The following is an 11,875-nucleotide window of genomic DNA, read 5'->3' on the forward strand; positions in this document are numbered from 1 at the left end:
GCTATACATTTTAATTTAATAATGACGATATACTTCATATACCAGAGCTGTAATCCACACCATCATAATCGTTATTTCGCTTGTGGTTTTTTAACAGATAGGGTATGGATCTATCCAACTTTTCATGGGGTAAAGCAACTACAGAGAATAGAAGGGATTCTGTAACATCACATGAGTTTCATTCAACAGAGAATTAACATACTAGGAGGAATAATATGAAGCTCAAACCTAAATTAATGGTAATGTTTATGGCCTCTGTGCTAGTTACTGCACTGCCTCTTGCCCTTCTTGGTTTGTATCAAACAGAAAATCAGGCTACCCGTAACGTCAAATCTCTACTTCATGGGTTAATGAATTCAGCGACTAACCAGTTAGAGGGGTGGATTGCGAGCAATGCCAAGGTCGTGGAAACCTTAGGCTTTGTAATCGAACAAGCTGTGCCTGAAGGCACGCTTACAGAGGATTATTTTAAAATAATGAACATGGGCGATAATAAGGACTATCTATCCGATCTATACTTTGGCTCAGAGAAAGATGGCAGCTTCATGAACGGATCAGATTGGTCACCGGATGCAGGTTACGATCCACGTGAACGCCCATGGTATGAACAGGCCAAACAAGCATCTACCTTAATATTCTCTGACCCTTATCAGGATATGATGACTAAAAAATACGCTATTTCCATGGCTATGCCTGTTCATAATAAACAAGGGAGCCTAGAAGGAGTCGTCTCAGGCGTTTTATTGCTCTCCACCTTAAAGGATACAGTTAATAAAATTAATCTAAACGGACTCGGGTACTCCTTTTTGATAGACAAAAATGGGATGATTCTCGCCCATCCAGAGGATAAAATGTTGAACACCTCTGCCAAGGATAATCCAGAATTAAGTCCCCTGCTCGCAGATATGCAGAGCAATCCTTCAGGGGAGAAGTCGTTTCAATATAACGGCGAAGATTACCTGTTATTCTATAACCAGATTCCTAGCACAGGCTGGGTGATCGGTTCCGTGATTTCAGAGAAGCTGGCCTATGCTGAATTTTATAAGTTGCGTAATAATTATATTTTAATTATTGGAGCTACACTTCTGGCTGTGCTGGCTGGAGCTTACTGGATTGCGACTCTGTTCATCAAACCGTTGAAACAGCTACACCAGACCTCCATGCAAATGTCAGGCGGTGACTTCACGGGACGGGTTAACGCGAAGGGCAAAGACGAATTTGCCGAACTCGGCATTGCCTTTAATCAGATGTCTGATCAACTCGGGACACTGCTACGCCAAGTCACCACCTCGGCTGACCGGGTACACAGCATTTCAGGAGAGATGCAGGAACACACGGAGAATACAAAACGAATTGCTGAACAGATCTCGATTGCCACCGATGAGCTGGCTCAAGGCTCCAGCACACAAGCTGAATCCGTCTACGATGGATCTGGCCGTCTGGCCACCATGAGTGACAACGTTGGGGGCATTAATCGCAGTGTCGAACAATCGGTCGAGATGATGCGGGATGCTGGTGAAGCGATGCTCGCAGGTCTGCAAGCCGTGGATCATCAGGTTGAACTGGCAGACGGCAATCGTTACTCCATTGACCGGGTAGGTGAGTCGATTACACTGCTTGCCGACAAGTCTCAGAAGATTGAGGGCATCGTTGCTATGATTCAAGGCATTGCCTCTCAAACCAATCTGCTGGCTTTAAACGCCTCGATTGAAGCTGCCAGAGCGGGTGAACACGGACGCGGCTTCGCTGTTGTAGCAGAAGAAGTCCGCAAGCTGGCCGAGCAATCTGCTGACTCCGCCAACGACATTATCATACTGCTGAATGAAATTCAGACAGCCAGCGGCATGAGTGTTAACGAAGTACGCACTGCTGAACAGGGTATCGAGCAACAGGTTGCTGCGGTGTACAACATGCGTGAATCCTTCTTACGCATTCAGCAATCGATTGAGGGCATTGAAACTCAGTTGAAACAAGTCTCCTCTGCAACGACCGAACTGGACGACAATGCCGGCAAAGTGGCCGAGGTGATCTCCAGCGTTGCGGCTATGTCGGAGCAAAGCGCTGCTTCCACAGAAGAAGTGGCTTCTTCCACACAAGAGCAATTCAATTACATTACAAGTATCTCCGAGCGCTCAAATGAGCTGGCCGAGCAATCCAAAGCACTGGCCGACGAGGTGAAAAAGTTTAAAGTGTAATATCGGATTTCGATAGATGTTGACCTCTGCAAAAGGACATGTAGATTCAAGATTATCGAAGCAGGAAATTAGCATTATCGATATAAAGAAAACAGAGCTCATTATGCACCATCTGGCGCATAATGAGCTCTGTTTACTGTTTCGTTATGTGTCATAGCTAGATTTAGATCAGGTGCTAGGATGCCATTAAGCCAGCCATATCAAATGCTATGACTTTTTACGCAACTCTGCTGGTGCTTGACCTGACGAATCACGGATCACCAATTCCGGTTTAAGTACAATTTTTTGCGGAGCCGTCTGTTTATCCTTTAGCTCATCAATCAACAAATCCACTGCTTGGCGACCCAAATCTTCAATCGGTTGGGCAATCGTAGTTAGCGGCGGGTTTGTTACGGAAGCGAGAATCGTATTGTCGAATCCGATAATGGATACATCCTCAGGAACACGCAGTCCACGTTCTTTGGCCGCCTGAATTGCACCAATGGCCTGTATGTCATTACAGCAGAAGAGGCCTGTAGGATGATTCTGTTCACTGAGTAACCGCAATGCCTCTTGTTTGGCAGAACTCAAGTCCGCAGCCGATTCGCGGATCAGATCAAGCTCCAGTACGTGCCCTGCTCGCTGCAAAGCTTCACGGAATCCACGTACCCGTTCCCGACTGCTGCTAACTTTGGACGGCTCGGATAAGACTGCCACATGAGTATGTCCAAGTTCAAGCAGATGTTGCGCAGCCAATGCACCGCCAAGCTTATCGTCGATTGTGACCGTATGCACCGACAGTGCGGGCATATGGCGGGCAATTAACGCAACAGGCATCGACTGCTGCAAGAGCGGTGACAGAATTTCGGCATTATCGATCCCAGTTCCGATCATCATGCCGTCGACTCTTTTTTGCTGCAACAGATTCAGATATCGCTCTACCCGCTCGTCCTTGTTATCCGTACTGCAGATCACTACGCTATATCCCAACTGGCGGCTGCGATCCTCTACTGCCCGGGCAAGCTCGGCAAAATACGGATTAGAAATATCCGGTACGAGCAGACCCAGCGTATACGTCTGTTTGCCTGTCAGCGCAGCAGCAATCGCACTTGGTTGATAGTGAAGTCGCTCCATGATCTCCATAATCTCGGCACGGCGCTTCTCACTGATCTTACCTTTTCCGTTAATTACCTGCGAGACGGTGGCAATCGATACCCCCGCCTCGCGTGCTATATCGTAAATGGTTGCTTTCATTGTTTTTCCCCATTTGTGCTATATATAAATTCATTATACATAGATGATTATTCTCTTCATATTATGAAGGGGGAATACTGCTTGCGCAATGTGAAGACAAAATTATTTGTGACTTTTACTTTTTAAACAGCCACTCATGGTCAGGGTCGTTATGGAACTTCCACGTTCGCGTTGGTCCAGCCATCACATTCAGATAATAAACCTCATATCCCGGAGGAGCTCCTACCGGATGGTATCCATTTGGTACAAGCACCACTTCACCATTCTTCACCGCAAGCGTCTCGTCTACAGAACGATCATCGGTATATACGCGTTGTATAGCAAATCCTTGCTCCGGCTGCACACGGAAATAATACGTTTCCTCCAGCAGTGATTCATCTGGCAGTGCATCCCGGTCATGTTTATGCGGCGGATAACTCGACCAGTGCCCGTCCGGCGTGAACACTTCGACGACCAGCAGGCTGTCTGCTTCTTTTTGCTCCGGTAAAATGTTATGGATATGACGCTCCAGATTGCCGTAACCGCGGCCTTCCACTCCTACGTCTTCAGGCGCAATCAGGCGCGAAGCATACGTACCTTTCCCTGGGGCAACACAAATTGCAATCTCCAGCTCGGTAATTGCTGTAACTTCCACCTGATCTGACGTGGACACATAGACGGAGTACGGAGGGATTTTTTCGAAAACACTCATGCGTTTCCCGATGTTCTCCCATGTATGCTCCCGAGTACTTACATTCGCAAGCCCGCTGAGAAGCACCACACACAGCTCCTGATCACCGCTCTCCCGGCTTAACTTCTCTCCTGCTGCTAGTTTCGCAACCTGAAATCCGACATATTCCCAGCCAGCAGATTCCGGAGTCACGGTTAATATTGTTCCGTCTTCCTTCGGGTTTGCGGCAGGTTTTACGATAAGTTCTGACATGTTGCCATCCACTCCTTCCGTATTTGTCTATGACTTTTACTTAATTGGCTGGCTGCGTCTCACGCGATGCACCCGGAACTTCTGTCATCTTCACAGGTCTGCCCTGCTCCATAGACATCTTGGCTGCCAAAGCGATCCGCTCTGCCTGTACCGCATCGTTGCCGTCTACGATAACCGATTTATCATGAATAATGGCATCAATAAAGAGTGCTGTCTCCTGCACATATGCTTCATTGTAACGTTCCAGGAAGAAGTGCAGTGGTTTGTCGCGCATCAGTCCAGCTGCTGTGCTGATCTCCGCTGTATTCGGATGATCATTATCCGCCGAAGCGCTGCCCAAGGAACCGAATACTTCCACACGTTGATCATATCCGTACACGGCCTGACGGCTGTTATCTATAACCCCAATTGCTCCATTGGCAAATGTTAACGTAACGATGGCTGTATCCACATCACCATGTTCTGCGAATACCGGGTTAATGAGCACCTTACCTTTGGCGTAAACTTCCTCTACTTCACTTCCGGACAGGAAACGGGCCATATCGAAATCATGAATCATCATATCCATGAAGATTCCGCCGGACACCCGGATATATTCCGCAGGAGGTGGGCTTGGGTCACGGGAAGTTATCTTGAGAATATGTGGATCACCAATGGTACCTTCCAGCACATGTGAGCGTACTCTTCTGAAATTGTGGTCAAAGCGGCGATTAAATCCGATCTGAAGCTTCACGCCAGCCTTTGCTACAGCCGCTACAGCCGCTTCGGTCTGGGACAAGTCCATACTCACCGGCTTCTCACAGAAAATGTGTATCCCCGCTTGTGCCGCTTGCTTGATCAAAGGTACATGCGTATCTGTTGAAGAACAGATTAATACTGCATCTATGTTTGGCATTGCAATCAGCTCACTGCTGTCCTTGGTGACAACAGAGATACCTCGTTCGGAAGCCCAAGCCTCCAGCTCAGGCCCTGCAAACAAATCACTGATCGCCACAATCTCGGCATGCGGGTTACGCAGCAGGTTGTCTGCATGGATTTTGCCGATACGTCCAGCACCGATGATGCCAATTCTTACTTTGTCCTTGCCCATTCCGTTATCCTCCCTATTTGCATCCCTATGGTGTTAGGAGCTGAGCAATCACTCAGCCCCTTTATTGCACATACGCACTGTGCGTTAAACGATTACCAGCGTGTGGTTACCATTTTCTTGCGAGTGTAGAATTCCACACCATCGGTGCCGTTAGCGTGCAGATCACCGTAGAAGGATTTCTTCCAACCAGAGAATGGGAAGAAGGCCATCGGCGCTGGTACGCCCAGGTTCACGCCCAGCATACCTGCTTCAATGGTTTCACGGAACTGGCGCATATTCGCACCGCTGCGAGTAAACAGACATGCCCCGTTGGCAAAATCCGAGCGATTAGCCAGCTCTACCGCTTCCTCCAGCGTTTCTACTCTTGCTACCGAAAGTACTGGAGCAAAAATTTCATCCTTCCAGATTTTCATAGTGCTATCTACATGATCAAATACAGTTGGTCCTACAAAATAACCGGAGCCGTCTGTCGCCTGATCCTTGCGTCCATCACGAATCAAGGCTGCGCCTTCCTGTTCACCTGACTCAATGTAACCCAGTGTACGCTCTTTGTGCGGTCCGCGGATCACCGGCCCCAGGAATACACCTTCGTCCATACCGTTCCCAATGTTAATGCGGTCAGCCGCTTCTACCAGCTTTTGCACCAAGGCGTCTGCCACATCACCGACAGCCACAACAACGGCACAAGCCATGCAGCGTTCACCAGCTGACCCAAAGGCTGCACTTGTGATCTCTTTTACGGTTAGATCAAGGTCAGCATCCGGCATAACGATGGAGTGGTTCTTTGCGCCAGCGAGTGCCTGAACACGTTTACCGTGTGCCGAAGCCGTTTTGTAGATGTATTCAGCAACAGGTTGTGAGCCAACAAATGAAATGGCAGCCACTTCTTTATGCTCAAGCAGTCCGTTTACAACGTCATGTGCGCCGTGAACGATGTTAAGTACGCCGTCTGGAAGTCCCGCTTCTTTGAAAAGCTCTGCCAAACGTCCCGCCAGAAGCGGTGTACGCTCAGACGGTTTCAAAACAAAGGTGTTACCACAGGCAATCGCCAGCGGGAACATCCAGCATGGTACCATCATCGGGAAGTTGAACGGTGTGATTCCCCCGATGACTCCGATTGGGTAACGGTACATACCTGATTCAAGTCCTGTAGCAATGTCAGGCAGCTGTTTGCCCATCATGAGGTTCGGCGCACCTGCCGCGAACTCCACGCACTCAATGCCGCGCAATACTTCGCCATAAGCTTCGGCATAACTCTTACCGTTCTCCAGAGTCACCAGTTTGGCCAGCTCTTCCCAGTGCTCCACCAGTAGCTGCTGGTAACGGAATAGAATACGGGCACGACGAGGAACCGGTGTGGTGCTCCATGATTTGAATGCTGCCCGTGCAGCCTGCACGGCCTGATCGACATCGGCTTGTTCAGACAGCGGCACATATGCAATAATCTCTTCCGTAGCCGGGTTAACCACCGCTTCGGTTCGTGTAGATATCGGGGTTACCCAAGTACCCCCGATCCAGTTCTGTACATTTGTCACTGTTGCAGACGCTTCTGAAGTCCCTTTTCCCATGTGTACTGTCTCCCCTCGTTTATGTGCATTCCTTGCTTATGAACTTCTATGGTTCATAATCGACTACGCAGCTCATTAGGACGGAATGATTTCGCCCCGGTCACAGCGTTCGATATATTCATTCACCTGTTCCACGGTTGGCATCGCATCCGAGCAGCTGTGACTGGAGATGACGATGCTTGCTGCTGCGCTTCCGTAGCCCATACTTCGCTCAATCGTCCAGCCTTGCATTAAGCCGTAGAGGAAACCTGCAGCGTATGAGTCACCTGCACCGAACGTTTTTACAACACGAGCAGGGTAACTGTTAGCCCGATGTGAGAGCCCTTCACGCGTATAGGCGATAGAGCCTTCTTTTCCGTGTTTGATCACAACGATATTGGCTGAAAAATCAAACCATTTCTGTGCCGTCACCTGATCACTATGATCCGGGTTATTCTCAAACGTTTCCATCATATCGAACTCTTCCCGTGTACCCAGGATGATATCGCATTTCTCGGCAGCGAGGTTATAGTAAACTGCCGTCTCTTCATCCGATGTCCATGTGTATGGACGGTAGTCCAAATCAAACACGATGACAGTGCCATGTTTTTTTGCATAAGTCAGAGCTTGAATAACGGCTTCCCGTGATGGACTCTGCGCGAGAGCCGTACCGGAAATCAACAGGACTTTGGAATCCGCAATGAGTTGCTCCTGAACTTCGCTGGCCTGCAATAACAGATCCGCTACATTATCGCGGTACATGAGGATACTGCAATCTGTCGGGCTTTTAATTTCGGTAAAAGCAAGTCCAGTTACTGCCCCCGTGTTGTCAGTCACGACATTAGAGGTGTCGATCCCGTTCTTCTCCAGATAACTTTGGATGAATCTGCCCATCTGATCACCTGCGATTTTGCCGATGAAAGCTGTCTCCATTCCGAGTCTGGACATGCCGATCGTAATATTGGCCGGAGAACCGCCAACGTACTTGGTGAATGTCATTGTCTCTTCCATCGGACGGTTGATCTCATTGGCATTCAAGTCGATGCACAAGCGGCCAATGGCAGTGAAATCCTTTTTCCTGGATGCCGGAAAGGATACGTAAGTCATTGCGGTTGATCCCCTTTCTATGGTGGGAATTTCGATTGGTTAGAAGATGATTTCTACTCCATTTATATGAATTCATATTGGCCCATTCTATTACTACACATATAGATGCCAGGGTGGTTAACTGTCTTTCATTGCGCTGTTTTTACTGTCCTAGTACAGAGACTCCATGTAACTCAGAGACCGTTTTGCATACTCATACGGATTATGAACGGCAGGATCTTGTTCTCCTTCGAGCATCGCCCAGCCGTTATATCCGCGAGTGATCAGTTCCTGCAATATTGGTGCAAAATCAATGCAACCATCCCCCGGTACAGTGAACACTCCCCTGCGAATACAGCCAACAAAGTCTGATTGTTCCGCTCGTGCCTGGTCCAGCACATCCGGGCGAATATCCTTCAGATGGATATAGGCAATCCGGTCGTAATGTTTACGCAGCACCTGAAGTGGATCAGCGCCACCATAGTAGGCATGGCCTGTATCAAAGAGTAAGTAAACCAGTGAAGGGTCGGTGAGCTCCATCAAACGATCAATTTCCTCCGGTTGCTCAACTACCGTGCCTCCGTGATGGTGATAGGTGAGCTTAAGCCCATACTCCTGGGCAATGGCACCAGCTTGGTTCAAACCTTCAGCAAGAACATGCCATTCAGCATCGCTGAGTCTGAGTACTTCTTTTTCATGTGGTGTCCGTCTTGGATCAAAATGAAGTGACCCGCCAACCTCCGCTGTGCTAATGACCTTACTGCCCATGGACTGCAGAAATTCAGCATGTTTGCGATAGTCGTCCAGTTCCGCTTGGCGATATGCCGGATCGGAGAAAAGTACGGATTTCCACTGGGAGATCAGATTAATATTCCGCTTGCTCAGCTCTTCACGCAATACAGCGTGATCGGTCGGATACTTGCGTCCCATCTCAGTACCCGTCAATCCCAGACGCTGGATATCGTCCAGAATCTGGGCACATGTTGTATCATCACCATGTTCCTTCACATCTTCGCCGACCCAATTGATCGGATGAATCCCAAGCTGGAATGGCAGCTTGCTCATGGTTCCACGGCTCCTTTTGTTGTTCAACTTTGTCAGATCTTATGAGAAGCGAATTATTGATAAAATAAATGAGTAGATGGAATTAGCAGCCGAAACTACACCAGTTTTGCTTTGCCGCGATTCGATTTCATCGTCTCGTGGGCCCGAACTACTTTTTCCTCAACAGATACTTCAGGTACACCGACATTCCACCACGACTCATATCCGCCTGTGTTGGTTCCCGGTACAACCGGAATTTCAATCAACGTTGTTACCGTTTCGTTCTTGGCGTCCCGAAGCGCTTGCTCCAGTTGCTCGGCAGTTTCTGCTCGATAAGCTTTCGCTCCCATACTGCGAGCGTGAGCCGCAAAATCCATAGACATGTACTCACCAGTCAAACGACCGCTCTCCGTTTCCCGATAACGGAACTCGTTGCCAAACCCATCACTGCCGTGCTCACGTTGCAGATTATGAATGCACTGGAATCCATTATTATTAAATAAAAGAACCGTCATTTTCTTCTGTTCCTGCAAGCTTGTAACCAGTTCGGAATGCAGCATCAGGTAACTACCGTCACCCACCATGGCATATACTTCACGTTCCGGCTCCGCAAGCGCTGCGCCGAATGCACCACTAACCTCGTATCCCATGCAAGAGAACCCATACTCCATGTGGTATGTCTTCGGTTCGGTCGAACGCCACAAACGATGCAGGTCACCTGGCAAACTGCCTGCCGCACATACAATCACTGATGATGGATCAATCGTGCGATTCACGATACCGACAGCTTTCGTCTGTGCCAAACCGGCTTCATGCTCGGCAGCGTAGAGTCGATCCACTTCTGTATTCCATTGATCACGGAGATCGGCCACTTCGGATGCACCGTATGCACTGCGGTACTGCTGTGCCTGTAATCCTTGTTGCAGTGCCTGCAACCCTTCACGAGCATCTGCCAATATGGCTTCCCCACCTAACTTCGCAGCATCCATACTGTTCAGGTTAATATTGATAAAGTTCACTTCCGGATGTTGGAAAGCAGCATGTGACGCCGTGGTAAAATCGGAGAATCTTGTTCCCACACCGATCACGACATCTGCTTCTTTAGCCAAACGATTGGCTGCCAGAGAACCCGTAACCCCGATGGCCCCCACATTAAGCGGGTGCTCCCACGATACTGCACTTTTGCCAGCTTGCGTCTCGGCAATTGGAATACCGAAGGCTTCCGCGAACTCGATTAGTTGTGCAGATGCTTCAGAGTACAATACCCCGCCGCCTGCAACGAGCAACGGCTTTCTGCCGCGAGCAATCTGCTGTGTTGCCCGTTCAATTGCTGCTGGAACAGGAGGTCGGCGATCCAGATAATGCACCTTGCGGGCAAAGAATGATTCTGGGTAATCATACGCTTCTGCCTGCACATCCTGAGGCAGCGCCAATGTAACGGCACCCGTCTCAGCTGGGTCAGTCAGCACACGCATAGCATGTGTGACAGCAACCATTAGCTGTTCAGGGCGCACGATGCGATCCCAGTATTTGCTGACCGCTTTGAACGGATCTGTAGCAGATATCGTATAGTCGCTGCTTACTTCAAGTTGTTGCAATACTGGATCCGGCTCACGTGTAGCGAAGTTATCTCCAGGAAGAAGCAATACCGGAATCCGGTTCACCGTTGCCGTTGCTGCTGCAGTAATCATATTCAGTGCACCAGGGCCAATAGACGTTGTGCATGCATAGATCTGTTTGCGGTTCTTCTGCTTGGCATACGCTGCAGCTGTGTGCACCATGCCTTGTTCGTTTTTCCCCTGCATATACGTCAGGCTTCCAGGGCTGCGTTCCAGGGCTTCACCGATCCCTGTCACGTTCCCGTGTCCAAATATCCCGATAATTCCTTTTACAAACTTGGTTTCCACCCCGTCCACCGAGATATATTGCTGATCAAGGTATCGAAGCAAGGCCTGAGCCATCGTTAATCGAATCGTTGTCATGAATTGATCGCATCCTTTCCTTTACGGGTTAAGCGCTTAATCTAAGTTAAGTTTAAGCGCCTTACCCCTGAAGGTTAAGCGCTTAATTCATATGGTATTACAGGCTGAGCATTTTCGCAAGCTATTTTTGTAAGCGTTTTATTAAATTTGGGGATGAATTGCGTAAACAGGGGATCAAAAAAATGAGACTCGCAGGAATCCTTATCTCTTCGATTACTAAGTTAATGGCTGGAGGAATATGAGGGTTGAATGATCAACGATTATATTTCTTTTTAAATAAGATATTCGCGGTGGGTTAAAGCGCATTTGTGGTTGGATATCGGGTGAACAGAAGTCATTGAAGGATTTAGATGGAACGCAACGAGGGGGTATTGATGTTATGTTGATTGAAGAAATGGCTGAAGAAATACGACGAAAACTTGGCCACAGAATACAAAAGTAGGGAATTACTTCGTTACCATGCAAAAAAAGAAAGAGACCACAGATTGTGTCTCTTTCTTCTTTTCAATATATAAAGCGGGTGATGGGAATCGAACCCACGCTATTAGCTTGGAAGGCTAAAGTTCTACCATTGAACTACACCCGCATAAAACAAAAAATCGGGATGACACGATTTGAACATGCGACCCCCTGGTCCCAAACCAGGTGCTCTACCAAGCTGAGCTACATCCCGTTATAAATACCGGCGAGAGGACTCGAACCTCCACGGTTTCCCACTCGATTTTGAGTCGAGCGCGTCTGCCATTCCGCCACGCCGGCATAGTTTAAATTTAGTT

The 11,875-nt window shown here is 48.6% G+C and carries 8 protein-coding genes and 3 tRNA genes; 1 reads left to right on the top strand and 10 read right to left on the bottom strand.

All coding sequences use genetic code 11. The features are described 5' to 3' along the window. Nucleotides 1-215 precede the first annotated feature (215 nt). The gene (locus ACUTVW_RS26560) at nucleotides 216-2,195 is read left to right on the top strand and encodes a methyl-accepting chemotaxis protein (RefSeq protein WP_445648472.1); all 1,980 of its coding nucleotides are present in this window, start codon (nucleotides 216-218) and stop codon (nucleotides 2,193-2,195) included. Nucleotides 2,196-2,402: 207 nt separating this feature from the next. Here ACUTVW_RS26560 and ACUTVW_RS26565 read toward each other — a convergent pair whose 3' ends face one another. The 10 genes from ACUTVW_RS26565 to ACUTVW_RS26610 form a co-directional block, all read right to left on the bottom strand. Then, complete coding sequence (locus tag ACUTVW_RS26565; RefSeq protein WP_445648473.1) at nucleotides 2,403-3,428, bottom strand: LacI family DNA-binding transcriptional regulator; 1,026 nt, start codon at nucleotides 3,426-3,428, stop codon at nucleotides 2,403-2,405. Between the two features lie 115 nt (nucleotides 3,429-3,543). Then, nucleotides 3,544-4,350: a 5-deoxy-glucuronate isomerase gene (gene iolB / locus ACUTVW_RS26570; protein WP_445648474.1), complete on the bottom strand. Its 807-nt coding sequence runs from the start codon at nucleotides 4,348-4,350 to the stop codon at nucleotides 3,544-3,546. 40 nt (nucleotides 4,351-4,390) lie between these two features. Next, the gene (iolG, locus tag ACUTVW_RS26575) at nucleotides 4,391-5,440 is read right to left on the bottom strand and encodes an inositol 2-dehydrogenase (protein ID WP_445648475.1); all 1,050 of its coding nucleotides are present in this window, start codon (nucleotides 5,438-5,440) and stop codon (nucleotides 4,391-4,393) included. A gap of 92 nt (nucleotides 5,441-5,532) precedes the next feature. Further along, the gene (locus ACUTVW_RS26580; RefSeq protein ID WP_445648476.1) at nucleotides 5,533-7,008 is read right to left on the bottom strand and encodes a CoA-acylating methylmalonate-semialdehyde dehydrogenase; all 1,476 of its coding nucleotides are present in this window, start codon (nucleotides 7,006-7,008) and stop codon (nucleotides 5,533-5,535) included. Nucleotides 7,009-7,083: 75 nt separating this feature from the next. Then, complete coding sequence (gene iolC / locus ACUTVW_RS26585; protein ID WP_434748420.1) at nucleotides 7,084-8,094, bottom strand: 5-dehydro-2-deoxygluconokinase; 1,011 nt, start codon at nucleotides 8,092-8,094, stop codon at nucleotides 7,084-7,086. 150 nt (nucleotides 8,095-8,244) lie between these two features. Then, entirely contained in the window at nucleotides 8,245-9,138 is an 894-nt protein-coding gene (iolE, locus tag ACUTVW_RS26590; protein WP_445648477.1) for a myo-inosose-2 dehydratase, read from the bottom strand. 95 nt (nucleotides 9,139-9,233) lie between these two features. Then, nucleotides 9,234-11,099, bottom strand: a complete 1,866-nt coding sequence (gene iolD / locus ACUTVW_RS26595) for a 3D-(3,5/4)-trihydroxycyclohexane-1,2-dione acylhydrolase (decyclizing) (RefSeq protein ID WP_445648478.1) — start codon at nucleotides 11,097-11,099, stop codon at nucleotides 9,234-9,236. 515 nt (nucleotides 11,100-11,614) lie between these two features. Continuing rightward, nucleotides 11,615-11,685 (bottom strand) — tRNA-Gly (locus ACUTVW_RS26600). A gap of 13 nt (nucleotides 11,686-11,698) precedes the next feature. Next, nucleotides 11,699-11,772 (bottom strand) — tRNA-Pro (locus tag ACUTVW_RS26605). A gap of 7 nt (nucleotides 11,773-11,779) precedes the next feature. Continuing rightward, a tRNA-Leu gene (locus ACUTVW_RS26610) sits at nucleotides 11,780-11,858 on the bottom strand. Nucleotides 11,859-11,875: the final 17 nt, after the last annotated feature.

This window comes from Paenibacillus sp. TSA_86.1, from assembly GCF_052691815.1.

Bases quoted from the DNA above. Each gene is read 5' to 3' on its own strand.
- ACUTVW_RS26560 (WP_445648472.1), top strand. From the start codon at position 216: ATGAAGCTCAAACCTAAATTAATGGTAATGTTTATGGCCTCTGTGCTA.
- ACUTVW_RS26565 (WP_445648473.1), bottom strand. From the start codon at position 3,428: ATGAAAGCAACCATTTACGATATAGCACGCGAGGCGGGGGTATCGATT.
- iolB (WP_445648474.1), bottom strand. From the start codon at position 4,350: ATGTCAGAACTTATCGTAAAACCTGCCGCAAACCCGAAGGAAGACGGA.
- iolG (WP_445648475.1), bottom strand. From the start codon at position 5,440: ATGGGCAAGGACAAAGTAAGAATTGGCATCATCGGTGCTGGACGTATC.
- ACUTVW_RS26580 (WP_445648476.1), bottom strand. From the start codon at position 7,008: ATGGGAAAAGGGACTTCAGAAGCGTCTGCAACAGTGACAAATGTACAG.
- iolC (WP_434748420.1), bottom strand. From the start codon at position 8,094: ATGACTTACGTATCCTTTCCGGCATCCAGGAAAAAGGATTTCACTGCC.
- iolE (WP_445648477.1), bottom strand. From the start codon at position 9,138: ATGAGCAAGCTGCCATTCCAGCTTGGGATTCATCCGATCAATTGGGTC.
- iolD (WP_445648478.1), bottom strand. From the start codon at position 11,099: ATGACAACGATTCGATTAACGATGGCTCAGGCCTTGCTTCGATACCTT.